Consider the following 25170-nt stretch of genomic DNA (forward strand, 5'->3'; position numbering starts at 1 on the left):
TCATGGGGCCGACCCGAGCACAGTTCGTCCAGTACGCGCCCGCCGCTCTCGCGGTGACCTCCCTCGTGGCCGGCCCCTGGTCCGCCCTGCTCGCCGGAGCGGCCGGAGCGGGGGCGTGGGCCATCCACGCCTCCGCTCCCGCCCTGCGCTCCCTGATCGCCTGCGGGATCACCGCCACCGGGTCCGGCATCGCCGCACACCAGATCCTCGCCGCCGGCATGGACCCCCTGTTCGCCCTCGGACTCGCCGTCCCCGCCGGAGCGGCGGCCCTGGCTCACCACCGCAACACCGCCGGCGAGGTACCCGCGCTCCCGGTCACGACCACGGCGGGGCAGACCTCGCAGGCACAACTGATCACCGCGTGGTGGACGGAGTTCATCTCCGGCCCCACCCAGACCGAGGGCCGCAAGCTCATCCAGGCCGGCGCCGGCCTCGCCCAGCTCGCCATCGACGCCGGGGATGACCACGCGTCGTTCACCGGGATCATCACGCTGCCCCAGGGCCAGCAAGTCCGGGTGAAGGCCGCCGATGTCGCCTCCGTCTACAAGGTCCCCGTCTCCCAGGTGGAGATGGGTGCCCCCAAGCACTTCGCCCCGAACGCGCTGCCGATCACCGTCCACCTCAGGAAGCCGACGGCAGCACCGCAGATCGTCGGCGGTGCTCCGACGACTCCGGAGGAGGTGTGGGCCGCGCACGTCGCCATCGCGGACGGCGCGATGCCCGGCACCACCCTGACCCTCACCCGCTACGACGGGCCCCTGGACTGGGAAGGAATCGCCACCCGGGAACGGAAAGCGATCGGGGCCGTCAACATCCAAGACCTCGCAGGAAACCTGAACCTGACCAACATTCAGGTCGCCCTCGCGCCCACCGACAAGCCCTCGCAGATGGGGGTGCGCGTGATGAAGGAACACGCGCTGATGCACGGCACGATGCTCTCCACGGTCGCGGACGAACTGGCCATGGACGCGCGCGGCTACGTCCGCCTGGGCACCTACATCGACGCCACCGCCGCCCTCGTCCCCCTGGCCCAGCCAGGCTCCGGCGCCCGCCACCTCTACTTGGTGGGCGGGTCTCGCTCCGGAAAGTCCGGAGTCCTGGAACAGATCCTGCTCTCCGCTATCAAGTCCGGTATCGCGGTGATCCTGGCGTCCCCGCAGGCCGGCACCATCGCCGGAGCGGGCCTGACCGCCCACTGCGGGGACGGACTGGACGAGGCAATGGGCGCCCTGCGGCTGGCCTACGCGCTAATGCTCGACCGCGAAGCCCGCTACCGCTCCCCGTCCTTCCCGTTCACGGATCCCCTGGCCCTGACCGTCATCGACGAAGCACACATGCTGCTGTCGGCCTCCTCCCCGTACCACCTGGAGGCCAAGGCGATCGTCGAGCAGATGACCCGCCGCTCCCTCAAGCGGGGCATCGGCGTGGTCCTGGCCACCCAGACCCCGCTGGCCGAAGACCTCGGGAACTCCTCGATCATCCGCTCCCAGCTCCTGATCGGCGGCGGCGCGGTGTTCCTGCGCTGCGCCCGGGGGCAGGGCTCCCTGGTCGGCGCGAACGCGGTCCAGGGCGCGGAAGGCATCGACCTGTCGATGATCCCCGACTCCTGGCCCGGCCAGGCCCTGAAGGTCGCCGACCGGGACATGTCCGGCCTGGACACCACGGCGTCCGCCAATCCCGAGGACGGCACGTTCGGCCTGGGCTACCTCCTCACCCCCGGCTCCCAGGCCGTCCAGTTCCGCTCCCTGCACCTGGACGTGCCCCCCTCCTCCCTTGCTGCGGGTTTGCCTCCCGTCGCTGTGGAGGACTGCGAAGCCTGGCGTCACCGGGACGCGATCACGCGGACCCCGATGGTCGACCAGCGCGGAAAGAACCTGGTCGGCAGCCTCACCGACCTCCTCACCAAAGCCCAGCACGGAACGCCTGTGCCCCAGCAGCGGGCCCAGACCGGCGCCGCCGCGCCGGCCGATTCCTCGGGCGGACAGGAGCTGATCAAGCCGCGAATCCTCGAACTCCTCCAAAAGGAATCCATGCCCATGACCGCCGAAACCATCGCCCGAAAGCTCGGCACGCCCGTGAGGAACGTCAGGCCGCGCCTGTCCGAGCTGAAGAAGCGCGACGAGGTCATCAACGAGAACAACCTGTGGAGGTCAGCATGAACACGACCACGGACACCCACTTCACCCCCGTCGACCGCGGCCTGTACGCGAAGGCGTTCCAACTCCTCGACCCCGCAACGGAACCGGTCACGCCCGCGGCCCCGGCCGCTCCCGCACCGGTCTCCGTCATCCTCGCCGCACCGGCCGTGCACCAGGCCGGGGCCGTCGAGAAGACCCTGACCGACGCCCTCGCCTTCCTCGACACCCACGGCTGGGCCAAGCACCGGCTCATCCACCCCGAAGGCGCCCGCTGCTCCATCGGCGCACTACGAGCCGCGGCAGGAACCCGCAACAGCGCCTACCGGGACGCCGGGAACCTGCTCCTGGACGAGGCCCGCCGCCAGCACGGCAAGCACTGGGAGTCCATCCCCACCTGGAACGACAACCACAACGGAGCCCAGGTACGCGGCGTGTGGGAAGCCGCCATCCAACGCGCCCACCACCTGAACATCTGACCCGACAGGAGCCCCACGTGTCGTTCCGCTTCACCAAGCAGCCGAGAAACGAACGCTCGTTCTCCTTCACCGCGCCACACCCCACGGACCTGGAAGACCAACTCCAGGCGATCACCGAAGTGGCCCACGAGATCCTCCGCCTCGTCGACGACCTACGCAGGCAGACCGGCACCCTCAACAGCCGCTGAAAGGCCCGCCCATGAACCAGACCCCGGCATCCCCGCCGCTGTCGGAACGAATCTCCGACGCGGCAGCACTCCTCACCGGCAAGCGGACAGTTCGCTGCCCGCATGCCGGCTGCAAGGTCAGCGTCCGCTACCGCCACGTCACCCCCGACGAGGCCAAACGCCTCATCGACGTCGCGACCGACCACACACGCCACCCGGAGACCTGACGTGACACGCGAGTACACCGACGGCCGCGGCACCACGCATTACCCGCTGGCACGCGCAGCTCTCGCCGGGCAGGACGCCCCACAGATCGGCTGGGGAAGCGACCTCGACCCCCGCGACCACGCCGACACCCTGCGCGCCGCCTGCCCATGCGGCTGGCGAGGAGCAACCCTCACCCCCGTACCGGTTCCGGACGACTTCGACCTACAGACAGCGGCGCACGCCGAGTGGGAACGGGCGCACCTGCGCCTACTGCTGCAGTCCCTGGCCTAACTGACAAACCGCAGCCGAGACGGGCGAGCCCCGCGCCCGGCTGCACCCGCTGAGAAACACAACGAGGGCGGCCCCGTCTCAGCAAAGCCGGGCCGCCCTCCCCAGCACAACTCAACAGAGAGCCAAGAGCTGAGGAGTCCAGCATGACCCACACCACCGACATTCGGCGAGAGGCCCGGCCCGCCCTACTGGATCTGTTCTGCTGCGCCGGCGGCGCGGCCATGGGTTACCACCGCGCCGGATTCGACATCACCGGCGTCGACATCCGCCCACGGCCCCGGTACCCGTTCACCTTCATCCAGGGTGACGCCCTGGCCGTCCTCGCCGACCTGATCGCATCCGGCGAGATCCGACGGTTCGCCGCCGCCCACGCCTCGCCGCCGTGCCAGAAGCGGTGCGCGCTCACCATCGGGACGAACCGCTCCCGCGGCTGGGGCGGGAATCACGTCGACCTGGTGGCCCCCACCCGCAAGCTCCTGGATGCGTCTGGGCTGCCGTACGTGATCGAGCAGCCCGACGGGAAGGCCGACGTCCGCAAGGACATCACCCTGTGCGGCGAACAGTTCGGCCTCGCAGTGCTCCGCCACCGCAACTTTGAACTGGGCCGCTGGACCACCGAACGACCGAAACACCCCCGGCACCGCGGCTACGTCCGCGGCTGGCGCCACGGCATCTACCGAGACGGCCCCTACGTCGCCGCATACGGGGAGGGCGGTGGCAAGGCCACCGTTCCCGAAGCGCAGGCCGCGATGGGCATCACGTGGACCGACGTGCGCGAGGAACTCACCGAAGCCATCCCGCCTGCCTACTCCGAGTGGCTCGGGCGTGCGTTTCTCGTCCGCAACCAGGCTGGGGCGGTGGCCGGATGAGTGTCCCGATGCACGCGCGCGGCGCGCTGCGAACCGCGCTGTGGCTCGCCGAACTCGGGCTGCCCGTGCTGCCACTGCGCGAGGGCAAGCTCCCCTTCGGGAACTGCCGTGCCTGCACCGACTCGGCGTGCGGCGACCGGCCCCACATGATCGCCGCCGGTCCCTGCCAGTGCCCCCGCCCCTGCCACGCCTGGGCTGCCGCGACCACCGACCCCGACGTCCTCACCTCCCAGGCCTGGGCCACCTGCTGGCGCCAGGCGGAGGCGATCGCCTACCACCCCGGCGGCGCGGGCCTGACTGTCGTGGACCTGGATGACGCCGACGCCATCACCTGGGCCCGGCAGAACCTGCCTGAGACCAAGGTCGTCGCCACCACCCGCGGGCAGCACTGGATCTACCGAGGCGCCATGCAGTCCGGCAACAAGATCCGGGCCAGCGTCGACATCAAGTCGTTCATGACCTATGCCCGCTGGTATGGCCCTGGTACCGGTTCGATCACCGAGCTGCCGGATTCCGTCCGCGCGCTGATCGTGAGGCAGGAGACGCCGCCACGCCCTGTCGTGCACGCGATCACCTTGCCCACGGCGACCGGGGGCGGGGTCTGCTGCCACCGGACTCCCGCCTACCTGGAACGTGGCATTGCCATGGCGGAGCGGTCCATCTCCGATGCCGGCAGCGGGATCCACAACACCGTTTACCGGGTCTTCCTCGCCGTTCTGTCCAAGCACGGCCGGTGCGGCTGCCTCACCGAGGGCCACGTCGAGCGGCTGTTCACCGCCGCGCACGTCAAGGGGGAGTCACCCCGGCACTGCACCACCGCCTGGGCCAACGCCCGCACCGCACTGGGGCTGTGACTGTGGCCGACGACGACAAGAACCCGGCGCGACAGGTCATCACCGACTACGCACGAGACCACTTCCGGTACTTCCGCACCACAGAAGGCACCGTCTACGCGCAGCGCAACGGCCACCCCGTCGCCCGCCCCATCCGCTCCCAGGGCACGACCGGCAGCCACCGCCAGGAACTCATGGTCGACCTCTACAACGACGGCAAAGGCTCCTTCAACGGCACCGCCCTCAAGGAGGCCCTCGACTTGATCGAAGCACTCGCCCTCAGCCAGGAAGTACAAGCCACTCACATCAGGGTCGCCCCCGGATTCGACGGCGCGACCTGGCTCGACCTGGGCCGCGACGACGGCCAGTCCGTCCGCATCCACCCCAACGGCTGGGACATCCGCGTCCCCGACCCGCGAGAGGTCTGCTGGCGGCGCACCCAACTCACCGGCGAACTCCCCCTCCCCGAGAAGGACACCGACGGCAAGGGCATTGACGCCCTGCTGCGGCTGTGCAACTTCGCCGGCGCCGAAAGCGAGTGCCTGGCCGTGGCGTGGGTGATCGGCTGCCTGGAACCGTCCGTGCCCGTCCCCGCGCCGTTCCTCACCGGCCCCCAGGGCGCGGGGAAGTCCACCGCGGCTCGCATGCTGATGCGGATCGTGGAAGGCATGACCGGCGACCTGCGCCGTGCCCCGAAGGACGAAGAGAACCTGATCACGGCCGTCGCCGCCGGATGGATCACCGCCCTGGACAACCTCTCCCACCTGCCCCCGGACCTCTCCGACCTGATGTGCTGCATCGTGACCGGCGCCGAGAGCATCAAGCGGGCACTGTTCAGCGACGGCGACGTCTACCGCTCCCGCTACCGCCGCCCCCTCCTGCTGACCGGCATCGACGTCGGCGTCATCCGCCCCGACCTCGCCGAACGCCTCCTGCCCCTGCGCCTGGTACGGCCCCGGGTACGCCGGACCGAAGCGGAGCTGTGGACGGAGTACGCGCAGAAACTGCCGGCCATCCTCGGCTCCGTCCTGGACCTCACCGTCAAAGTCCGGGCTGCCGAGGCTGACACCCCCACCGACCTGCGCATGGCCGACTTCGCGCACCTGTGCGCCCAACTCGACGCCGCAAGCGGCTTCGGCGCCCTCCACGCCTACCGGGCGGGCCTGGACGAACTGAACGACGACGTGATCGAGGGCGACCTCATGGCGCAGGCCGTCCTCAAGCACGCAGCCGGCGCCGAGCCGGGCGAGGAGGTCCGGATGACGTCCGCGGAGTGGCTGCACGCCGTCACCCAGCTCTACGCCGGCGAGGACTTCAGGCCCCTGCCCAAAGGGTGGCCCACCACCGGCAAAGTCTTCTCCGACCGCCTCAAGCGCCTCCAACCCACCCTCGCCGCCCGCGGCGTCCTCGTCGACTGGGGCCGCACCAAAGCCGCCCGCTACATCGCAATGACCCGACCGGCCCCCGAACCGCCGGGCCGACAGGAACCCGCGTTCTGACCCGCAGCCCCTGGGGCGCCCCTGTAAAGGCAAGAAGAGCACGCCCCCCGTCGTGGCCGGGGGTGCTCCTCTTGCCTGTCCGGCGGCTCGCCGCCGCCGCAAAGGTCGTGCCGCGAAGCGGCCCCTCACTTCGCCTTGAGCGGAGCTCACCACAACAGAAACCACCCCCCTCTTTTCCTAAGAGAGGAAATGCTGCGTCACCCGCGTCACCACGACCCCCGAAACGGCCGGTGACCTGCGAATACAGGGGTGACGCAGACGGCCCACGGCTGCGTCATCGTGCGTCACCTGCGTCACCCCCTCCGACACCCCGATGACGCGGGTGACACAGCCGATGACACACGAACCCCTGCTGCGTCACCCCAAAACCGCAGGTCAAACCCATAAATGACGCAGGTGACGCGGTGACGCAGAAATCCCAGCCTCGGACACACACGCACTGACCACCGCCCCGGAGGCCGCTGTGAGTTCCCCCCTGCCCACTACCCACCAGGCCCTGACTGTCCCCGAGGTCATGGCGGCCCTGCGGCTCAGCCGCTTCACCGTCTACAACCTGATCCGCTCCCGCGCCCTCCCGAGCTTCACCGAGGGCCGTTCGCGCCGGATCCCCGCAGACAGCGTTCGCGCATATCTGGAAGCCAAGTTGGAGGAAGCAGCCTGATGGCACGCAAGAGGAACCCGAACGGCGCTGGCAGCATCTGGCAGCGCAGCGACGGTCGGTACGAGGCGCGCGTCTACGTTCCGCAGCCCGACGGCACACGCCGTCGGAAGACCGTCTACGGCAAAACCTGGGAAGAGTGCGACACCAAGCGTCAGGAGTTGGTTCTCCGCGACCGGCAGGGCATCCCGACGCCCACCCGCTCGGCCAAGCTCTCCGAGTGGCTGCCGTTCTGGCTGGAGACGTTCGTCAGGCACGACCGCAAGAAGACGACGTACGCGAAGTACGAGACCCACGTCCGTCTGTACCTCATCCCGCATCTGGGCTCTAAGCGTCTGGAAACCCTCGGAGTGCGGGACGTGCGGCGCATGCTGGCCGCCGTGACCGCGCAGGCCTCCGCCGCGACGGCGAAGGAGTCGCACCGCGTGCTGCGCAGCGCACTCACGGCGGCGAACCGGGAGGAGCTGATCAGCCGCAATGTGGTGATGCTCGTGCCGGCTCCGCGGGTCGTCCAGCGTGAGTTGAAGCCGTGGGACCTCGACGAGACGCTCGCGTTCCTGGAGGCCAGTCGGCGCGACCCGCTGTACGCCGCGTTCGTGCTGGCGGTCGCCCTGGGGCTGCGCCGGGGCGAGATCCTCGGGCTGCGCTGGTCCGACATCGACCTCGACCGCCGGACCCTGACCGTGCGGAACCAGATCCAGCGCGTGCAGAAGGAGCTGTACGCGGACTCGACCAAGAACCGGCGGAGCCGGGCCATCCCGCTCCCCCGGATGTGCGTGGCGCCCCTGCGCTGGCAGCGGATGCGCCAGGTCGCGCTGCAGGCCGCGGCCAAGGACAAGGAGTGGGAGGAGAGCGACTACGTGTTCACGACCCGCACCGGCCGGCCGATCGAGCCGCGCAACATCAGCCGGTCCTTCGAGCGCATCGGCCAGGACGCCGGCCTGCCGCGGATCCGGCTGCACGACGCGCGGCACGGGTGCGCCACCCTGCTGTTCGCAGCCGGGGTGGCACCGCGGGTGGTGATGGAGATCCTGGGTCACTCACAGATCGCCGTCACCATGAACATCTACACCCACGTGGCTGACGGCGGCAGGCGCGAGGCCATGGGACACATGGACCGGATGCTGCGCCGTCGGCGGCCGACCGAGTAGGCCACTGCCGTCACTTGGAACCGTCAAAGGCCCCCAACCATGATCGGTTGGGGGCCTTTGTGCTGGTGGGCGCGGACGGTTTCGAACCGCCGACATCTGCTTTGTAAGAGCAGCGCTCTACCCCTGAGCTACGCACCCGTGGATGAGTGAACAGCCTACATGGCGGGCGCACCCCCCACGCAAACCCGTTGTCGTAAGGGAGAATGGATCGGGGCATGGCGGACGCGGTACGGGAGAGGGATTGTGACGACGGCATCCCGGCGGTGGTTCGGCGGGCGGGACGAGAGTCGGCGGGCGGACGCGCAGGCGGCGAAGGATGCCGCCGCGGCGGCGTTCTACGACCTGGACACGGCGCAGCGGGATCTGCGGATCTCGATCGAGACGATCGCGGCGGCGGACGGTTCGCCGGACGCGTTGCGGGCGGCGGAGGGGTTCGCCGCGCTCGGGCGGCGGATCGACGAGGTCAGCCATGTGTACATCGAGGCGGTGGACGCGCATGACCTGGACCGGGTCGAGCTGGAGGCCTCGGTCGCGGCGAGGGCGACGCAGGAGCTGACACGGGCTCGGGACGAGCTGATCCGGGTCAAGGGTGAGCTGGAGCGGTTCGAGCAGGGGTTGCGGCCGCTGTTGGACAAGGCGGAGACGCAGTTGGCGCGGGTTGCGCCGGCGCGGGAGCGGGCGAGGGCAGCGCTGCTGGCGGCGAGCAACGCGTTGGACGAGGTGCGCGGCAAGGGGATGCGGGCGGACGATCTGGCGGCGCGGTTGGCGGCGCTGGGTCCGGAGCTGACCAAGTTGAACCAGGGCGCCGCCCAGCACGGGGTGCAGGAGACGGTGCGGCGGGCGGATCGGATCCTTCGGGACGCGGAGGGGATACGGGCCGAGGCGGCGCGGTTGCCGGAGCGGGCGGCCGAGATCGATCGGCGGCTGGTGAGTCTGCGGACCCGGGCGCAGGCGTTGCGCAATCGGGCGGATCGGGTGGATCCGGTGCTCAGCGAGTTGCGGCGGCGGTTCTCGGCGGCGTGTTGGCAGGACCTTCAGCACGTGCCCGACGAGGCGGTCCGGGAGGTCGCTCGGGCGGAGGAGCGGCTGGTCGAGGCGGGCCGGGCGCGCGATGAGCAGCGTTGGGCGGACGTGACCGGGTTGATCGAGGCGGTGCGCGGTTCGTTGGACGTGACCGACGAGGCGGTGTCGGCGGCGCAGGACCGGTTGACGCGGTTGGAGGCGGTGGCGCGGGATCCGCAGGAGGAGGTGCGCCGGACGCGGTTCGCGATCCGGGACGCGCAGCGGCTGGCGATGGAGGGCCGCAGCGTGCCCGATCCGCGGCACGCGGGGCCGCTGGACGAGTCGGTGGCGCGGATGGACCGGGCGCTCGCGGGGTTGGAGGGGCGGCATCCGGACTACTGGCATTTCCTTCAGGAGATGGAGGGTGTGCGTGTGTCCGTGAACCGGGTGGTCGCCGACATCCGCGAGCAGCGCGGCCACGGATGAGCCGCCGCTCCTGAGCGCGCCACCGCACGCGGGAGCGCCCCGCCGCACGCGGCGGCGGCATGCGGCGGCGCCGAGGTTGTCGGGGGCGGCCGGGCGGCGGATGCTGGTGGGGGGGTAGTACCTGCGGCTGCCGCCGCCGGGCGTGCGGCCGAGGCATCCGAGGCAGAGGAGGCCGGATCATGGCCACCACCCATACGGGGCCGCGCGTGCGTCGGCCGGTCCGTACCCGGCTGGACGAGCACCTTCCCGTGGATCACCGCCTGAGCAGGGTGTACCGGGTGGGCGCGGGTCTGACCGGGTTGCTGTTGATCGTCTTCGGGATCCTGGGGTTGATCGACCGGATCGGTTTCTTCGACACGGGCGGCGACACGGTTCTCACGCTGAACACGAACGGGGCGTTGAGCGTCCTGTCGATCCTCGTGGGATTGCTGCTGATCTGCGGGATGGTGGTGGGCGGGAACTTCGCCTCGACGCTGAACATCGTGCTGGGCGTGCTGTTCATCGCGAGCGGGTTCGTGAACCTCGCCCTGTTGGACACCGGGATGAACTTCCTCGCCTTCCACATCCCGAACGTGTTGTTCAGCTTCGTGGTCGGCGTGATGCTGATGTGGTTCGGGATGTACGGGCGGGTGGGCAGCGCCCTGCCGCACGACAATCCGTACTGGCGTGCGCGCCACCCCGAGGAGGCGGCCCGCGAGCAGCGGGCGCGGTCCAGGAGCGGTTTCCGCGGATAGCCCCCAGCCCCCTGGTGGGGAACCCGCCGGTGCGTACGCCTTGGTGGGATACCGGACGGCCCGCGCACTGCGTAGCCTGTCCGCATGCCTCGTTACGAATACCGCTGCCGGACCTGCGACGACACCTTCGAGGTGAGTCGTCCGATGGCCGAGTCGTCCGCTCCCGCCGACTGCCCCGCCGGGCACGCCGACACCGTGAAGCTGCTCTCCGCCGTCGCCGTCGGCGGGTCTTCGGGCGGCGCGCCCGCCTCCGCCCCCATGGGTGGAGGCGGAGGCGGCTGCTGCGGCGGAGGCGGCTGCGGCTGAGACCGCCGCCCCGCGTCACTCAGCCGGCTTGGCCCCGCGTCGCTCAGGCAGCCTTGCCCCGCGTCGCTCAGGCAGCCTTGCCCCGCGTCACTCAGGCAGCTTGCCCCGCGTCGCTCAGGCAGCCTTGCCCCGCGTCGCAGGCCGCCGCGACAGCGTCAGGCCTTGCGCGACAGCGTCAGCCCGTCCGAGATCGCCAGCAGCACGGATTCCATTCGGGTGTCCGCCCGTACGTGTTCGTTGAACGCGCGGACGCCCGCCGCCGAGCCCGTGGCTGATTCGTCGAGCACGGACCCGTGGAACAGCGTGTTGTCGGTGACGATCAGCCCGCCGGGCCGCAGCCTCGGCACGAGCTCCTCCCAGTACGCGATCTGGCTCTCCTTGTCGGCGTCGACGTAGGCCATGTCGATGTGGGGTTCCCTCGGCATGGCCGACAGGGTGTCCAGTGCCTTGCCGATCCGCAGTTCGACCCGGTCCGCGACGCCCGCCGCCTCCCAGGCCGCGCGCCCGTACGCCGTCCATTCCTCCGAGACGTCGCAGGCGATCAGCTTGCCGTCCGCCGGCAGCGCCTGCGCCATCGACAGGGAGGAGAAGCCGGTGAAGGTGCCGACCTCGACGATGTGGCGGGCGCCGGTCAGTCGGACCAGGAAGGCCAGCAGCGGCCCCTGTTCCTCGGCCGACTGCATCCCGGCACTGTCCGGGAACTTCTCGTAGGTGGTCGCGACGAGCCCCCGCTGAACCTCGTTCAGCGGGGGGTTGTGCGCGAGCACGTAGCGGTACAACTCATCGGTGATCTTGGTGCTGTTGCCCTTGGTCATGGGCACCAGTCTGCCGAGTCAGCGGCCCGCCGTACCGGCCGCTCGCCCGAAAGCCCGGACGATTTCCTCGCCGGCGAGGACGCCCGCCACCGTCAGGGCGGTGACCGACGGCGCGTTCCAGCCGGCGTCGGCGAGTTCGCCGTGCCCCGGTCGCCACCCGCGGTCGGCGGCCAACAGCAGGTCGGCGTCCAGCAGCGAGTCGCCGGCGGCCAGCGTCGTGGTCGCACCCGTGCGCCGGGCCACTTCCCGCATGGCCGCGCTCTTGGTCAGCGGACGCGGAACCGCGTAGATCTTGCGGCCCTGGAGGGACACCGTCCAGCCGCGGGGCTCGGCCCACTCCGCCAGCGCCTTGAGCCACTCCGGGGGTACCAGGTCCCGCTCGACGACCAGGTACGCGAACAGGTCCTCCGCGATGCGCGCCTTGCGCAGCCACGCCGGGTCCGCGGTGGCCAGCAGGTGGGCGTGGACCTCCTCCAGGGGGGCGCACTCCTCGGCCAGCCGCGTCGCGACGTCCCGGCGCCAGTCCCGGTCCGGGATCCCGTCGACGAGCAGTTGTCCGCCGTTGGCGCAGATCGCGTACTTCGCCGGGCGGCCGGGGAAGCGGATGCGCTGGTACTGCTTGCGCGTGCGCGTCGTGGTCGGCACGAAGACGACGTCCGGGTCCGCGGACAGCTCCGTCAGCAGCCCCGCCGCCGTCTCCGTCATGTACGACAGCGGCTTGTGCTCGTGCACTTCCACGCACAGCAGCCGGGGGGCCAACGGGTCGGGCATGGTCAGCGCGAGGGCGGCCGTGGAGTAGATGAGCGTACGATCGAGGTCACTGGCTACGAGGACGGTCACTTGGCGGACACAGCCTTTCCGTCGGCACCGGTGGCGCCGCGCGTGAAACGAGGGTGGATGAGGCCCACGCACGTGTAGGGCAGACCGTCGACTTCCTCGACCGGCACCCCCCGCTGCTCCGCGAGCAGGCGTACGTGGTCGAGGTCTGCCCCGGCGCCGCGCTGCGCCAGGACCTTCCACGGGACCCGGCGCAGGAGCACCCGCGTCGTCTCGCCCACGCCGGGCTTGACCAGGTTCACGTCGTGGATTCCGTACTCCTCGCTGATGCGTTCCACGGCCGCCCAGCCCACCCAGGTGGGGGTCCGGTCGGCGGCGAGCAGTTCCTTGACCTCGTCGTGGACGGAGTCGGCCACGGCGTCGAAGTGCGCGGCGACGGTGTCGACGAAGTCGACGGAGACGTCGGCTCCGGCGAGTTCGCGGTAGAACTTCGCGCCGTGGAAGTCGGTGGGGCCGACCAGGTCGGAGCGCAGGACGGTACGGGAGATGAGACCGGAGACGGTGGAGTTGAGGCAGGCGGAGGGTATGAGGAAGTCCTCGCGGGTGCCGTACGTGGGCACGCAGGAGCCGGGGTCGGCGAGGACCACGATCTCCGGGTTGAAGCCGTCGAACTCCGCCAGGGCGGCGGCGAGCTCGCGCGTGATGGCGCCCTTGCCCGTCCACCCGTCGACGAAGACGATGTCGGCGGGGTCGTGGTGGGCGGCCAGCCAGCGCAGCGCGTTGGCGTCGATGCCCCGACCGCGGACGATGGACACGGCGTAGTGCGGCAGGTCAAGGCCGTGCCGGGTCTGCGCCCAGCGGCGCATCAGTACGCCGACGGGGGTGCCCGCGCGGGCCAGGGAGACCAGGACCGGGGACGGGGAGCGTTCCGCGAGGACGGTCTCGGTGACGGTGCCGACGGCGCGGGCGATGCGGGCCGCGGAGGCGGTCAGCGCGCTCTGGTACAGCTCCTGGTACGCGGGCGACGGCTGGTACTCCACGGGCAGGGACTCCGCGTAGTGCGCGCCGCCCGCCTGGATGGCCTCCTCGCGTTCCTCGGTCGGGGCCTCCAGTTCCACGTCGGAGAAGTCCTGGAGCAACCAGCCGACGTCCTCGGCGGCGTAGGAGGAGAAGGCGGGCCCGCGCAGGGGCTCGGTCATGATCGGCTCCTGCCGCTGGGACGAGGTGGGGGTGTACGACGGTACGACGGCCAGCAGGACCCGCCCGGTGTGCGGGGCGAGCCGGGCCAGGAGCCCGTCGGGGGCGTGCAGGGCGGCGGTGTCGCCGTGGGAGTCGACGACGGCCACGACGGCGTCGAAGCCACCGCCGGCGGTGTCGAGGACGTTGTAGGCGTAGCGGTCGCCGGGCCCGTCGGCCGGGGCGTCGTGCGCCGGGAAGACCAGGCGGCTGCGGATGGCGTAGCCGGGGTCGTCGACGGCGAGCACGGGCGAGCGGGTGGTCGTGGAGAAGCGGACCTCGCGGGTCGCCCCGGTGCCGGGCGCGGGACGGGCGGCCCAGGATTCCTCCAGGGCCAGTGCGAGTCGCAGCGGCGCGTACATCAGCTCCTCGTTGCCGAGGACGAGGACCCGTACGGGTGCCGGGCGCGGTCCCGGGCCCGAGCCGTCGCCCGAGCCCTCGCCCGAGCCCTCGCCCAGGGCCTCGTCCAGGGCCTCGGCGAGCCGCCCGGCGAGGGCGGGCAGGGCGGCCTCCAGTCGGGCCCGGTGCGCGGGGGTGAAACCGTGCCGGCCGCCGTCGGGCACCCCGGCGGGCCAGTCCAGTGCGACCCGCCGGACCGGGGCGGCGGACACATCGACACCCGAAGCCGCGGTGTCCTCGGCCGTCTCGTACTCCTCGACCAGCGCCTGCCCCTTGGCCAGCACCCCGTCGGGAAGTCGCACGGTCCCGGAGGCCAGGGCGACGAGGTCGACCCGGGCTCCCAGCTCGGCGGCGAACGCGTCGAGCCGGCCGCGGTCGGCCTCGGAGCGCATGTCCACCAGGGCGACCACGACGTAGTGCCCGCGCGGGTGGCGGGCGTGCAGGTCGCGGATGGTGTTCAGGACCGTGTTGCCGGTGGAGAACTCGTCGTCGACGAGGACCAGCGGACCGTTGCCGGCCAACAATCGCGGGTCCTCGGGCAGCAGCAGGTGCGAGGTGGCGTGCGAATGGGCCTCCTCGAAGCCGCCGGCCTGCGCGACGCCCGGCACGGGGCGGCGGGTGGAGTGCAGGTACGGGGCGGGCCCGAGACCGTCGGCGACGCTGTGGCCGAGGCCGGTGGCGGTCTCGGCGTACCCGAGGACGACCGCGTCGGCGGCGGCGTCACCGAGGAGTTCCCGCACCCGTTGCCCGAGGCCGTACCCGGCGCCGTGGACGACCGCCGGGGACTGCGGGACGTGCTTGCCCAGGACCCGGGAGACCAGCAGGTGGGCCCGCTTGGGGTTGCGCCGCAGCGCGAGCCCGAGCAGCTCCTTCAGCGGCGGCTCCCCGGACGCGCCGGACGCCCCTACCGAGCCTGCCGAGCCCGCCGCGCCCGCGGCTCTGGCGCCCTGCTCCAGGCTGACGCCCAGCCGGTCCGCGACCCAGGTTCCCGACCACACCTCTTCGATCGTCTTGCCTCTCTCGTCTTGAACGTCTTGAACGTCCTGAACGCCTCGAACGTCTTGTTGAACGCCTCGAACGTCTTGAAGATTGTCGGCGGTCACGGGCGGTCTCACACCTGGAGCCCGGCCGTGAGCAGGTCGACGAAGCCGACCTCCTCACGCGCCACACCGAAGACCTCCGCGCGCAGCATGGTGCGCTCGGCCCAGGCCCGGTGGGGCTTCACCTCGTTCATCTTGTTCGTGTAGGCGGAACGCATCACGCCGCCGCCACCGCGCTCGGGGCGCAGGATGTCCTGGGCGTCGCTGAATTCCTCGTGGGAGACGACGGACAGGGCGTGGACGGGCGTGACGTGCGCGGGGTGGATGCAGGTCTTGCCCATCAGCCCGTTGGCCCGGTCGAGCTCGATCTCGCGCAGCAGGCCGTCCAGGTCGTGTTCGATCAGGGCGGTGCGCAGTTCCTCGACGCCCTCCTCCAGGAAGGGGCTGCGCCGCAGCTGCGGCTTGAAGAGGCGCTGCTGGCTGCGGAAGTACTCCCAGACGGGTCCGGTGACGGTGAAGCCGGTGCCGTCGGCCCTGCTGAGCACGTTGACCACGTCGGCGATGACGCCCGCGACGATCTGCACGTCGTAGGCGGTCATGTCCGGGGTGCGGCGCAGTCCGTACGCGGAGCAGAAGTCGGTGACGCCCAGGCGCAGGGCCAGGACGTGCTCGCGGTGGCGGTTGACCGTGCGGGAGATGCCGGCGAGGGCCTCGACGCGGGTTTCCAGGTGCAGCAGGTCGGGGGTTTCCAGGACGGGCATGGCATACAGGCGGGACAGCCCGTGGCGGCTCTCGGCTTCGGCCACGGCGTCGAGGAAGGCCGTACCCCGGGATTCGGTGAACTTCGGGAGTACGAATCCGGCCAGGTGCCGGACCGTGCCGCCGAGCCGGCGCACCAGGTCGGGTATCTGCTCGGGCGTGCGGACGCGGATGAAGAGCAGGGGGAGCTCGTCGTCCTGCTCGTCGAGTGCCTCGAACTGGCGGATCAGGTTCGTCTCGCCGGACCCGACCTCGGCGTCGCTGATGGAATCCTCCAGGCAGAGGACCATGGAGAGGACTCCGCGGGCGGCCTGTTTGCGGATGTCGGCGGCGAGGTGGGGGCGGGTGGCGGGACTGTAGAGGGTGGCGCCGAGTGCGGCCGCGAGCAGGCGGGAGGGGGAGGCGGCGGTGAACTCGACCGGCTCCTGGTGGAAGAGGTCCTTGCGGACCGTGGGCGATATGTGCCCGAAGTGACGCATGTGCTTCCCCCGTACTGCTTCGGCGGCCCAACTGACGTGGCCGGTAATAGTACGTACGAACTTGAGTCAAGAGTTCCTCAAGCACATGAAGTTCAGGTAACCCTCTTGCACCATGCCCAGCTCTTGCGTTCGGTACAAGGGCCAACGGGGGGCCGCATTGTCCAGGTCATGTCCGGGAGGGCAGGATGACGGGCATGACGCACGCGATGCAGAAGGGCTCGAACATCCCGGTGGCCGCCGTGGCGGTCCGGGCGGTGTTGCGGTGGACCACCGGGCCCGAGGTGCCCGACGTGGACGCCTCCGCACTGCTCGTGGGGGCGGACGGGCGCGTGCGCTCGGACGAGGACTTCGTGTTCTACAACCAGCCCCGGCACCCCTCGGGGGCCGTGTGGCGACTGGGCAAGAAGCAGATCGGCGACGCGATCACGGACGCCGTGCAGGCCGATCTGCGTGCCGTGACCCCGGCCGTGGACCGGATCCTGGTGGTGGCCTCCGCCGAGGACGTTCCCTTCCAGCGGGTACGGGACCTGCGGATCCTGCTGTACGACGCCACCCCGAGCGGCGGCGCCGAACCGCTGGCCTACTTCGAGGTGCACCCCGAGACGGGCGCCGAGACGGCCCTCATCTGCGGTGAGCTGTACCGCCGCGGGGACGGGTGGAAGTTCCGCGCGCTCGGCGAGGGCTACTCGGACGGCCTGGTCGGGCTGGCCACCGATCACGGGATCTCGGTCGACGAGAATGCCGAGGCCGCCGCGAGCCCCGCCGCGGGCCCGAGCGAGGATCAGACGGCCGCCATGCGACCCCCGACCCCGCCGCCCGCTCCGCCGACCCAGGCCCCGCCCGCCGTCGAGCCCGCGTACGGGTACCCGCAGCCGGTGTCGCCGGCCCCGGTGCCGGGCCCGGGCGGCGATCCGACGTTCCGGCTGCCGGTGCAGGGCCCGCAGTTCATCCGCCGCTGACCCGGATCGGGGCCGGCCCCGGTGCCAACCGCGTGGACGGCCCCGGGGACGGCCCCGAGAACGATCCCGGGGGCGGCCCGGGACCGGCCCCGCGGCTCGCGGGTCGCGGTCAGGCCTTGGTGCTCTTGTAGCCCCGCCCCCACTGGAGCCCCCACCCGTACAGGCGGTCCAGTTCGGCCTGGAAGCCGTACACGAACTTCACCTCGCGGCGGACGATCAGTTCCCCCTTGACGTTCTCCAGGGAGACCACCGCGCAGGAGCGGGCCTGCGGGTGTCGTTCCTCCAACGGGATCTCGATCCGCGGCCCGGTGATCGGGTAGAGGGTGACCAGGGCGTGCGTCCGGTCGAAGGCCGGGGTCTGGTCGTAGATGTAGACGAAGACGAGCAGCCGCTTGATCTCCTCGGCGTGGTCGAGGTTGACGAAGATGGTCTCGCCGGACGGCGCCCCGAACCGGTCGTCGCCGCTGAGCTTCACGAACGGCGGGCTGTTGATGTCCCCGTGCAGGTTCCCCAGCGGCTGGACCACGCCCCTGGTGCCGTCGGCGAGTTCGTAGAGGCAACCGATGTCGAGGTCGACGTTGACCATGCCCTGGGTGTGCGCCTGCACCATGTCCGGTTTGAACAGCTTGAAGGGGTGCCGGAAGAGCCGGCCGCTCTGCCCGGACCGGCCTCCTATGTCGGAGGTGCGCATCCGCCAGGACAGGTTCACCCGCAGATTGCCGTGCACCGCCTGCTGTTTGGTGAGCGACACCGTCGGATGTCGTTTGGTCAGCTCGATCGCGTTGGAGGAGGCCTGACCCGAGTCGAACCGCATGGCCCGCGCGCCCCTGATGCCGTCGAAGAACCCCTCGAAGAAACTCATCTTCCCCCCTTGCCCCTGTATCCCCGGTATCCCCTGTACGTACGGAAGCGGGGCGGCCCGCCGGGTCCGTGGCCCCCCGGACGTCGTCCGGGAGGGACCCTTGGGCCGCCCCGCAAATGGAGCGTTCCGCATTAACGCCGCGGTCATGCCTCGGCGGGTGATTCCTCCAGCTCCAGGCGCTTGTTGCGGCGCACGGAAGACCAGAAGGACCAGGCGATCAGGAGGACACCGACGAGGCCGGTGATGACCTCGTGGATCTCGTACTGGATCGTGACGAGCAGGATCACGGCGAGCGCGCCGATCGCGTAGTGCGCGCCGTGCTCCAGGTACACGTAGTCGTCGAGGGTGCCCTGGCGGACCAGGTAGACCGTCAGCGAACGGACGTACATGGCACCGATGCCGAGGCCGAGGGCCATGAGCACGATGTCGTTGGTGATGGCGAAGGCGCCGATGACCCCGTCGAAGGAGAAGGAGGCGTCGAGGACTTCGAGGTAGAGGAACATGAAGAACGCGGCCTTGCCGGACATGACGACCGCGGAGACCGGCTTGCCGGTCTTCTTGGCCTCCTCCTCGGCCTCGTGCTCGGCTTCCTCCTCCTCTTCGAGCTTGTTCTCGAAGTAGCCGGAGAGTCCGCCGACGACCATGTAGGTGATCAGACCGGCGATACCGGAGATCAGGACGGTCTGGGCCTTGTCGACGTGCGCTCCGCCGTGCTGGTGGGCGTTGGCGGCGAAGGTCATCGAGGTGACGAGCAGGACGATCAGCGCGATGCACGCGGACAGCATGTCCACCTTGCCGAGCTTGGCCAGCGGGCGCTCCAGCCACGCGAGCCACTTGATGTCCCGGTCCTCGAAGATGAAGTCAAGGAAGATCATCAGCAGGAACATGCCACCGAAGGCGGCGATGGACGGGTGAGCGTCCGTCACCAACTGCTGGTACATGTCCTTGTCATTGAGGGCGAGATCGACGGCCTCGATAGGGCCGATCTTGGCACTGATCGCAACGATCACGACGGGGAAGACCAGTCGCATGCCGAAGACCGCGATGAGCACGCCGATCGTGAGGAAGATCTTCTGCCAGAAGGCACTCATCTTCTTCAGGATTCCGGCGTTGACCACCGCGTTGTCGAAGGACAGCGAGATCTCGAGGACCGAAAGGATCGCCACGATTCCGAAAGCGGTCCACCCCCCGTAGAACACCGCTGCGACCAGACCGAGCGCAGTGACTGCGAACGACCAGCCGAAGGTTTTGAGAACCACTGGCACCCCATCGTGTTGTACGGCTTTACGAAACGTTGACCCCGAAGTCTAGAGCGATGCCCCGGAGCCCCGACGCGTACCCCTGCCCCACGGCCCTGAACTTCCATTCGCCGCCGTACCGGTAGACCTCGCCGAAGATCATCGCCGTTTCGCTGGAGGCGTCCTCGGTGAGGTCGTAGCGGGCCAGTTCCTGGCCGTCGGCCTGGTTGACCACGCGGATGAACGCATTGCTGACCTGGCCGAAGCTCTGCCGGCGGGCCTCCGCCTCATGGATCGAGACCGGGAAGACGATCTTGTCGACCTGGGCGGGCACCTTGCTCAGGTCGATGATGATCGACTCGTCGTCACCGTCACCCTCGCCGGTGAGATTGTCCCCCGTGTGTTCGACGGAGCCGTCGGGGCTCGTCAGGTTGTTGTAGAAGACGAAGTAATCGTCCCCGAGCACCCGGCCGCTGTTGCACAGGAGCGCGCTGGCATCGAGGTCGAAGTCCGCCCCCGTGGTCGAGCGCGCGTCCCAGCCGAGTCCGATCAGAACCCGGGTGAGGTTCGGTGCGGCCTTGGACAGGGAGACATTGCCCCCCTTGGCGAGTGTGACGCCCATGTTGTGGTCCTCCCCGGACGACGTGGTGATGGTGGTGCCGGTGGTACAAGCCGGTCCGGCGCCGTACACACAGTGCACGGCGCCGGACGGGATGCGGCCGCGGGAGCGGCCGTGGAGCTGAGGCTCAGACGTTGACGCCGAAGTCCTGCGCGATGCCGCGCAGGCCCGAGGCGTAGCCCTGGCCGATGGCGCGGAACTTCCACTCCGCCCCGTTGCGGTACAGCTCGCCGAAGACCATGGCGGTCTCGGTCGAGGCGTCCTCGGAGAGGTCGTAGCGGGCGAGCTCGGTGTTGTCGGCCTGGTTCACGACGCGGATGTACGCGTTGCGGACCTGGCCGAAGCTCTGCTGGCGGCTCTCGGCCTCGTAGATCGAGACGGGGAAGACGATCTTGGACACGTCGGCCGGGACACCGGCGAGGTTGACCTTGATCGCCTCGTCGTCGCCTTCGCCCTCACCGGTGGTGTTGTCGCCGGTGTGCTCGACCGAGCCGTCCGGGCTCTTCAGGTTGTTGAAGAACACGAAGTTCGAGTCGTTGGCGACCTTGCCCTGGTCGTTGGTCAGGATCGCGCTGGCGTCGAGGTCGAAGTCGACGCCGGTGGTGGTGCGAGCGTCCCAGCCGAGACCGACGATGACCGCCGTCAGGTTAGGCGCGGCCTTGGTCAGCGAGACGTTGCCGCCCTTGCTGAGGCTGACTCCCACGGGTCCTCCATAAGGTTTTGTGTGGGGCGGGGCCCCGTCGTGCGGTTGCTACCGGATCAACGTTCCGATCCTAGTGACGGGTTCCCGCCTGTAACTGAATTTTCGTGCGGAACAATGCCCGGAAACAATGCCCGCGAGCGCGTCTCGTGGACCTTCCGGGCCCCTCAGAGGCTGTCGAGGGCCTTGATGTACTCGTTCAGGTCACGCGCGTCGGGCAGGCCGTTGACGACGGTCCAGCGCACGATGCCGTCCTTGTCGATGATGAAGGTGCCGCGGACCGCGCAGCCCTTCTCCTCGTCGAGGACGCCGTAGGCGCGGGAGGTCTCGCCGTGCGGCCAGAAGTCCGACAGCAGCGGGTACTCCAGGTTCTCCTGCTCGCCGAAGACCCGCAGGGTCGGCACGGAGTCGTTGGAGACCGCCAGCAACTGCACGTCGTCGTTCTGGAACCGGGGCAGCCGGTCGCGCAGCTCGCACAGCTCGCCGGTGCAGACGCCGGTGAAGGCGAACGGGTAGAAGAGCAGCACCACGGCCTTCTCCCCCCGGAAGTCGGAGAGCCGCACGGTGGCACCGTGGTTGTCCTTGAGTTCGAAGTCCGGGGCCTTGTCGCCGACCTCGATCGCCATCTGTCGCATCCCTTCGTTCCCGCACGCGTGCGTTGAGCTGTTCGGGTGAGTGCAGCCTAGGCCCTGTGGTGACGGTGGCGCCGGGCGCCACGTCGACGACGGGGCCGGGGAGCGCAACGAACGCACCCCGCCGACCGGGGTCGATTCCGGTCGGCGGGGTGCGTTGTCCGCTTGACTGCGGGGCGCGGCTCAGCGCTTGGACTTGGCTGCGGTCTTGGGGGTCACCAACTTGGTGGCGGCCCACTCCTTGCCGACGCTGACGCTCCTGGTCTGCGACAGGCCGGCCGTTTCGGCGGCCTCGCTGATGTCGCTGGCCTCGACGTAGCCGGGACGACCGGTCTTGGGGGTCAGCAGCAGGATCAGTGCGCCGTCCTCCACCAAGTTGATGGAATCGACCAGCGTGTCCGTCAGGTCGCCGTCTTCGTCCCGGAACCAGAGCAGCACCGCATCGGCGACGTCGTCGTACTCCTCGTCGACGAGATCGTTGCCGATGTGACTCTCGACGGCGTCACGGAATTCCTGATCGACGTCGTCGTCGTAGCCGATCTCCTGGACCACCTGTTCGGACTCGAAACCCAGCCTGGAAACCAGACTGGTCTCCGCGTGGTCCGCGGTCGCGCTCACGGGGTGCCTCCTGCTCATGTTCGGTGAATGTCTTTCGGCGGCGCGCGTACGCGCAGCATTGGGCGTAGTCCACACGGGCGCGGCGGATCGCGCAAGTACCCGGCCGCCGAGACCGTCGAAACGGTGACGATTGCGGCCGTCTCGCCGCAACTTTCAGCCTTCCCTCCCGCGCCCCGGGTGATTCATCCCACACCATTGCGGCTCATTCGTCGCCGCTTGAGGACTTTCCCGCCTGTTTGAGGGGCGAACGGTCTTCCGAACCGGCTGATCGTCTTGGGCGTAAGGTTGCGATTTGGCCGTACCCGCTCGCCGACCGCTCGGCGCCCCTTCTCCCCGCTCCACTCGCGGTGCCCGGAGTTTCCAGGGGTTACCCAGTGGTAGAGGTGAAGATTTCGGCCGAGCGTAAGACCATGGGAGGCGGCGACCCCTAGGCACGACTCCCCCGACAGCGAAGGAACAGCGTGGCTTCCGCATCCGATCGCAATCCGATCATCATTGGCGGCCTGCCGAGTCAGGTCCCGGACTTCGATCCGGAGGAGACGCAGGAGTGGCTCGACTCCCTGGACGCCGCCGTCGACGAGCGGGGCCGTGAACGCGCCCGCTACCTGATGCTGCGGTTGATCGAGCGGGCCCGCGAGAAGCGCGTGGCCGTGCCCGAGATGCGCAGCACGGACTACGTCAACACGATCGCCACCAAGGACGAGCCGTTCTTCCCCGGCAACGAGGAGATCGAGCGCAAGGTCCTGAACGCGACCCGGTGGAACGCGGCCGTCATGGTCTCGCGCGCCCAGCGTCCCGGGATCGGCGTCGGCGGTCACATCGCGACCTTCGCCTCCTCCGCCTCCCTCTACGACGTGGGCTTCAACCACTTCTTCCGGGGCAAGGACGAGGGCGACGGCGGCGACCAGATCTTCTTCCAGGGTCACGCCTCCCCCGGCATCTACGCCCGCGCCTACCTCCTCGACCGGCTCTCCGAGCAGCAGCTCGACGCGTTCCGGCAGGAGAAGTCGAAGGCGCCGTACGGTCTGTCCAGCTATCCGCACCCGCGGCTGATGCCGGACTTCTGGGAGTTCCCGACCGTCTCGATGGGTCTCGGTCCGCTCGGCGCCATCTACCAGGCGCGGATGAACCGGTACATGGAGGCGCGCGGCATCGCGGACACCTCCAAGTCCCACGTCTGGGCGTATCTCGGTGACGGCGAGATGGACGAGCCGGAGTCGCTGGGGCAGTTGTCCATCGCCGCCCGCGAGGGCCTGGACAACCTGACGTTCGTCGTCAACTGCAACCTCCAGCGGCTCGACGGCCCGGTGCGCGGCAACGGCAAGATCATCCAGGAGTTGGAGTCGCAGTTCCGCGGCGCCGGCTGGAACGTCATCAAGTTGATCTGGGACCGTTCCTGGGACCCGCTGTTGGCCCAGGACCGTGACGGCATCCTGGTCAACAAGATGAACTCGACGCCGGACGGGCAGTTCCAGACGTACGCCACCGAGTCGGGCGCGTACATCCGCGAGCACTTCTTCGGCGGCGACCAGCGGCTGCGCGCGATGGTCGAGAACATGAGCGACTACCAGATCCAGCACCTGGGTCGCGGCGGTCACGACCACAAGAAGGTCTACGCGGCGTACGCGGCGGCCAAGGCCCACAAGGGTCAGCCGACGGTGATCCTGGCGCAGACGGTCAAGGGTTGGACGCTGGGCCCGAACTTCGAGGGCCGCAACGCGACGCACCAGATGAAGAAGCTGACGGTCGACGACCTCAAGCGCTTCCGCGACCGCCTGCACATCCCGATCACGGACGCCCGGTTGGAGGGCGGCGCGCCGCCGTACTACCACCCGGGCCGCAACTCCCCCGAGATCCAGTACATGCACGACCAGCGCAGCGCCCACGGCGGCTACGTGCCGACCCGTGTGGTGCGCGCGAAGCCGCTCCAGTTGCCGGACGAGAAGACCTACGCGGCGGCCAGGAAGGGTTCGGGTCAGCAGTCGATCGCCACGACGATGGCTTTCGTCCGCATCCTGAAGGACCTCATGCGGGACAAGGAGATCGGCAGGCGGTTCGTGCTGATCGCGCCCGACGAGTACCGCACCTTCGGCATGGACGCGTTCTTCCCGAGCGCCAAGATCTACAACCCGCTGGGTCAGCAGTACGAGGCGGTCGACCGCGAGCTGCTGCTCGCGTACAAGGAGTCGCCGACGGGCCAGATGCTGCACGACGGCATCTCGGAGGCGGGTTGCACGGCTTCGCTGATCGCGGCGGGTTCCGCGTACGCGACGCACGGCGAGCCGCTGATCCCGGTGTACGTCTTCTACTCGATGTTCGGTTTCCAGCGCACCGGTGACCAGTTCTGGCAGATGGCCGACCAGTTGGCTCGCGGTTTCGTTCTGGGTGCGACGGCGGGTCGAACCACCCTCACGGGTGAGGGCCTCCAGCACGCCGACGGTCACTCCCAGTTGCTGGCGTCGACCAACCCGGGCTGTGTGGCGTACGACCCGGCGTACGGGTACGAGATCGCGCACATCGTCAAGGACGGTCTGCGGCGGATGTACGGGCCCGACGCGGAGGACGTCTTCTACTACCTGACGGTCTACAACGAGCCGATCCAGCACCCCGCCGAGCCGGCGGACGTGGACGTGGACGGCATCCTCCAGGGCATCCACCGGGTCTCGGCCGGTGCGGCGGGCACCATCGGGGCGCAGATCATGGCCTCCGGCGTGGCCGTGCCGTGGGCGTTGGAGGCCCAGCGGATCCTGGCCGAGGACTGGGACGTCAAGGCGGACGTCTGGTCGGCTACCTCCTGGAACGAGCTGCGCCGCGAGGCCGTCTCGGTGGAGGAGCACAACCTGCTCCACCCGGAGGAGGAGCAGCGCGTCCCGTACGTGACCCGGAAGCTGTCGGGTGCCGAGGGGCCGTTCGTGGCGGTCTCGGACTGGATGCGGTCGGTGCCGGACCAGATCTCGCGGTGGGTGCCGGGTGCGTACACCTCGCTGGGCGCGGACGGCTTCGGCTTCGCGGACACGCGGGGCGCGGCGCGCCGGTTCTTCCACATCGACGCGCAGTCGGTGGTGCTGGCGGTGCTGACCGAGCTGGCGAAGGCGGGGAAGGTCGACCGTTCGCTGCTGAAGCAGGCGATCGACCGGTACCAGTTGCTGGACGTCACCGCGGCCGATCCGGGCGCGGCGGGCGGCGACGCCTGACGCCCGTGACGGGCTGATCGTCGGGA

General features: G+C 69.8%; 25 protein-coding genes and 1 tRNA gene. 15 read left to right on the forward strand and 11 right to left on the reverse strand.

What is annotated here, in order from left to right:
- Positions 1-2 precede the first annotated feature (2 nt).
- The 10 genes from ACFYW3_RS07000 (at position 3) to xerC (ending at position 8289) form a co-directional block, all read left to right on the forward strand.
- Positions 3-2159: a hypothetical protein gene (locus ACFYW3_RS07000; protein WP_389385763.1), complete on the forward strand. Its 2157-nt coding sequence runs from the start codon at positions 3-5 to the stop codon at positions 2157-2159.
- Entirely contained in the window at positions 2156-2614 is a 459-nt protein-coding gene (locus tag ACFYW3_RS07005; RefSeq protein WP_389385764.1) for a hypothetical protein, read from the forward strand. Before ACFYW3_RS07000 ends, ACFYW3_RS07005 begins: the two co-directional genes overlap by 4 nt.
- A 17-nt stretch (positions 2615-2631) precedes the next feature.
- Positions 2632-2802: a hypothetical protein gene (locus ACFYW3_RS07010; RefSeq protein WP_389385765.1), complete on the forward strand. Its 171-nt coding sequence runs from the start codon at positions 2632-2634 to the stop codon at positions 2800-2802.
- Between the two features lie 11 nt (positions 2803-2813).
- Positions 2814-3008, forward strand: coding sequence for a hypothetical protein (locus tag ACFYW3_RS07015; protein ID WP_389385766.1), 195 nt, complete (start codon positions 2814-2816; stop codon positions 3006-3008).
- Position 3009: 1 nt separating this feature from the next.
- On the forward strand, positions 3010-3279 hold the full coding sequence (locus tag ACFYW3_RS07020) for a hypothetical protein (RefSeq protein WP_389385767.1): 270 nt from the start codon (positions 3010-3012) through the stop codon (positions 3277-3279).
- 143 nt (positions 3280-3422) lie between these two features.
- Positions 3423-4148 carry a DNA methylase gene (locus ACFYW3_RS07025; RefSeq protein WP_389385768.1) on the forward strand — a complete coding sequence of 242 codons (726 nt, stop codon included), beginning with the start codon at positions 3423-3425 and terminating at the stop codon, positions 4146-4148.
- On the forward strand, positions 4145-5002 hold the full coding sequence (locus ACFYW3_RS07030; RefSeq protein WP_389385769.1) for a bifunctional DNA primase/polymerase: 858 nt from the start codon (positions 4145-4147) through the stop codon (positions 5000-5002). Before ACFYW3_RS07025 ends, ACFYW3_RS07030 begins: the two co-directional genes overlap by 4 nt.
- A 2-nt stretch (positions 5003-5004) precedes the next feature.
- On the forward strand, positions 5005-6480 hold the full coding sequence (locus ACFYW3_RS07035) for an ATP-binding protein (RefSeq protein ID WP_389385972.1): 1476 nt from the start codon (positions 5005-5007) through the stop codon (positions 6478-6480).
- 463 nt (positions 6481-6943) lie between these two features.
- Entirely contained in the window at positions 6944-7141 is a 198-nt protein-coding gene (locus ACFYW3_RS07040; RefSeq protein WP_053614155.1) for a helix-turn-helix domain-containing protein, read from the forward strand.
- Complete coding sequence (gene xerC, locus ACFYW3_RS07045) at positions 7141-8289, forward strand: tyrosine recombinase XerC (RefSeq protein WP_389385770.1); 1149 nt, start codon at positions 7141-7143, stop codon at positions 8287-8289. Before ACFYW3_RS07040 ends, xerC begins: the two co-directional genes overlap by 1 nt.
- Positions 8290-8352: 63 nt before the next feature.
- Here xerC and ACFYW3_RS07050 read toward each other — a convergent pair.
- Positions 8353-8427 (reverse strand) — tRNA-Val (locus ACFYW3_RS07050).
- A 105-nt stretch (positions 8428-8532) separates the two neighbouring features.
- On the opposite strand from ACFYW3_RS07050, the gene ACFYW3_RS07055 reads away from it, so the two are divergent.
- The 3 genes from ACFYW3_RS07055 (at position 8533) to ACFYW3_RS07065 (ending at position 10817) form a co-directional block, all read left to right on the forward strand.
- The gene (locus ACFYW3_RS07055; RefSeq protein ID WP_389385771.1) at positions 8533-9777 is read left to right on the forward strand and encodes a hypothetical protein; all 1245 of its coding nucleotides are present in this window, start codon (positions 8533-8535) and stop codon (positions 9775-9777) included.
- A 179-nt stretch (positions 9778-9956) separates the two neighbouring features.
- A complete protein-coding gene (locus ACFYW3_RS07060; protein ID WP_351751564.1) occupies positions 9957-10511 on the forward strand; it encodes a DUF4383 domain-containing protein in 555 nt (184 codons plus the stop codon).
- 84 nt (positions 10512-10595) lie between these two features.
- On the forward strand, positions 10596-10817 hold the full coding sequence (locus tag ACFYW3_RS07065; protein ID WP_053677889.1) for a zinc ribbon domain-containing protein: 222 nt from the start codon (positions 10596-10598) through the stop codon (positions 10815-10817).
- A 155-nt stretch (positions 10818-10972) separates the two neighbouring features.
- Here ACFYW3_RS07065 and ACFYW3_RS07070 read toward each other — a convergent pair whose 3' ends face one another.
- From ACFYW3_RS07070 to ACFYW3_RS07085, 4 genes are all read right to left on the reverse strand, one after another.
- Positions 10973-11632 (reverse strand): O-methyltransferase, encoded by a 660-nt coding sequence (locus tag ACFYW3_RS07070; protein WP_389385772.1) that lies wholly within the window; start codon positions 11630-11632, stop codon positions 10973-10975.
- 18 nt (positions 11633-11650) lie between these two features.
- On the reverse strand, positions 11651-12472 hold the full coding sequence (locus ACFYW3_RS07075) for an HAD family hydrolase (protein ID WP_389385773.1): 822 nt from the start codon (positions 12470-12472) through the stop codon (positions 11651-11653).
- A complete protein-coding gene (locus tag ACFYW3_RS07080) occupies positions 12469-15051 on the reverse strand; it encodes a phosphoribosyltransferase (protein WP_389385973.1) in 2583 nt (860 codons plus the stop codon). The genes ACFYW3_RS07075 and ACFYW3_RS07080 overlap by 4 nt, the downstream gene beginning before the upstream one ends.
- A gap of 104 nt (positions 15052-15155) precedes the next feature.
- Positions 15156-16322 carry an HpcH/HpaI aldolase/citrate lyase family protein gene (locus tag ACFYW3_RS07085; protein ID WP_266947397.1) on the reverse strand — a complete coding sequence of 389 codons (1167 nt, stop codon included), beginning with the start codon at positions 16320-16322 and terminating at the stop codon, positions 15156-15158.
- Between the two features lie 194 nt (positions 16323-16516).
- Here ACFYW3_RS07085 and ACFYW3_RS07090 point away from each other — a divergent pair, with 194 nt between their 5' ends.
- A complete protein-coding gene (locus ACFYW3_RS07090) occupies positions 16517-17281 on the forward strand; it encodes a TerD family protein (RefSeq protein ID WP_351751572.1) in 765 nt (254 codons plus the stop codon).
- A 109-nt stretch (positions 17282-17390) separates the two neighbouring features.
- Here the strand turns inward: ACFYW3_RS07090 and ACFYW3_RS07095 are convergent, their stop codons facing one another.
- From ACFYW3_RS07095 to ACFYW3_RS07120, 6 genes are all read right to left on the reverse strand, one after another.
- Entirely contained in the window at positions 17391-18143 is a 753-nt protein-coding gene (locus tag ACFYW3_RS07095; RefSeq protein ID WP_351751573.1) for a Tellurium resistance, read from the reverse strand.
- A 143-nt stretch (positions 18144-18286) separates the two neighbouring features.
- Positions 18287-19402, reverse strand: a complete 1116-nt coding sequence (locus ACFYW3_RS07100; protein WP_351751575.1) for a DUF475 domain-containing protein — start codon at positions 19400-19402, stop codon at positions 18287-18289.
- 25 nt (positions 19403-19427) lie between these two features.
- Positions 19428-20003, reverse strand: coding sequence for a TerD family protein (locus ACFYW3_RS07105; RefSeq protein ID WP_053677921.1), 576 nt, complete (start codon positions 20001-20003; stop codon positions 19428-19430).
- 124 nt (positions 20004-20127) lie between these two features.
- Positions 20128-20703, reverse strand: a complete 576-nt coding sequence (locus ACFYW3_RS07110) for a TerD family protein (RefSeq protein WP_053677874.1) — start codon at positions 20701-20703, stop codon at positions 20128-20130.
- 164 nt (positions 20704-20867) lie between these two features.
- A complete protein-coding gene (locus tag ACFYW3_RS07115) occupies positions 20868-21326 on the reverse strand; it encodes a peroxiredoxin (RefSeq protein WP_351376132.1) in 459 nt (152 codons plus the stop codon).
- A gap of 189 nt (positions 21327-21515) precedes the next feature.
- Positions 21516-21950 carry a DUF3052 domain-containing protein gene (locus ACFYW3_RS07120; protein ID WP_053677871.1) on the reverse strand — a complete coding sequence of 145 codons (435 nt, stop codon included), beginning with the start codon at positions 21948-21950 and terminating at the stop codon, positions 21516-21518.
- 461 nt (positions 21951-22411) lie between these two features.
- Between ACFYW3_RS07120 and aceE the strand changes: the two genes are divergently transcribed.
- Complete coding sequence (aceE, locus tag ACFYW3_RS07125; RefSeq protein WP_351751576.1) at positions 22412-25144, forward strand: pyruvate dehydrogenase (acetyl-transferring), homodimeric type; 2733 nt, start codon at positions 22412-22414, stop codon at positions 25142-25144.
- Positions 25145-25170: the final 26 nt, after the last annotated feature.

The sequence above is a fragment of the Streptomyces sp. NPDC002602 genome (assembly GCF_042889445.1).
Lineage (GTDB): Bacteria > Actinomycetota > Actinomycetes > Streptomycetales > Streptomycetaceae > Streptomyces.

What these genes read in the sequence shown, in the direction of transcription:
- ACFYW3_RS07095 (WP_351751573.1), bottom strand. Translation starts at nt 18,143, where the DNA reads ATGAGTTTCTTCGAGGGGTTCTTCGACGGCATCAGGGGCGCGCGGGCC.
- ACFYW3_RS07000 (WP_389385763.1), top strand. Translation starts at nt 3, where the DNA reads ATGGGGCCGACCCGAGCACAGTTCGTCCAGTACGCGCCCGCCGCTCTC.
- ACFYW3_RS07105 (WP_053677921.1), bottom strand. Translation starts at nt 20,003, where the DNA reads ATGGGCGTCACACTCGCCAAGGGGGGCAATGTCTCCCTGTCCAAGGCC.
- ACFYW3_RS07015 (WP_389385766.1), top strand. Translation starts at nt 2,814, where the DNA reads ATGAACCAGACCCCGGCATCCCCGCCGCTGTCGGAACGAATCTCCGAC.
- ACFYW3_RS07115 (WP_351376132.1), bottom strand. Translation starts at nt 21,326, where the DNA reads ATGGCGATCGAGGTCGGCGACAAGGCCCCGGACTTCGAACTCAAGGAC.
- ACFYW3_RS07085 (WP_266947397.1), bottom strand. Translation starts at nt 16,322, where the DNA reads ATGCGTCACTTCGGGCACATATCGCCCACGGTCCGCAAGGACCTCTTC.
- xerC (WP_389385770.1), top strand. Translation starts at nt 7,141, where the DNA reads ATGGCACGCAAGAGGAACCCGAACGGCGCTGGCAGCATCTGGCAGCGC.
- ACFYW3_RS07070 (WP_389385772.1), bottom strand. Translation starts at nt 11,632, where the DNA reads ATGACCAAGGGCAACAGCACCAAGATCACCGATGAGTTGTACCGCTAC.
- ACFYW3_RS07090 (WP_351751572.1), top strand. Translation starts at nt 16,517, where the DNA reads ATGACGCACGCGATGCAGAAGGGCTCGAACATCCCGGTGGCCGCCGTG.
- ACFYW3_RS07065 (WP_053677889.1), top strand. Translation starts at nt 10,596, where the DNA reads ATGCCTCGTTACGAATACCGCTGCCGGACCTGCGACGACACCTTCGAG.
- ACFYW3_RS07060 (WP_351751564.1), top strand. Translation starts at nt 9,957, where the DNA reads ATGGCCACCACCCATACGGGGCCGCGCGTGCGTCGGCCGGTCCGTACC.
- ACFYW3_RS07025 (WP_389385768.1), top strand. Translation starts at nt 3,423, where the DNA reads ATGACCCACACCACCGACATTCGGCGAGAGGCCCGGCCCGCCCTACTG.
- ACFYW3_RS07005 (WP_389385764.1), top strand. Translation starts at nt 2,156, where the DNA reads ATGAACACGACCACGGACACCCACTTCACCCCCGTCGACCGCGGCCTG.
- ACFYW3_RS07030 (WP_389385769.1), top strand. Translation starts at nt 4,145, where the DNA reads ATGAGTGTCCCGATGCACGCGCGCGGCGCGCTGCGAACCGCGCTGTGG.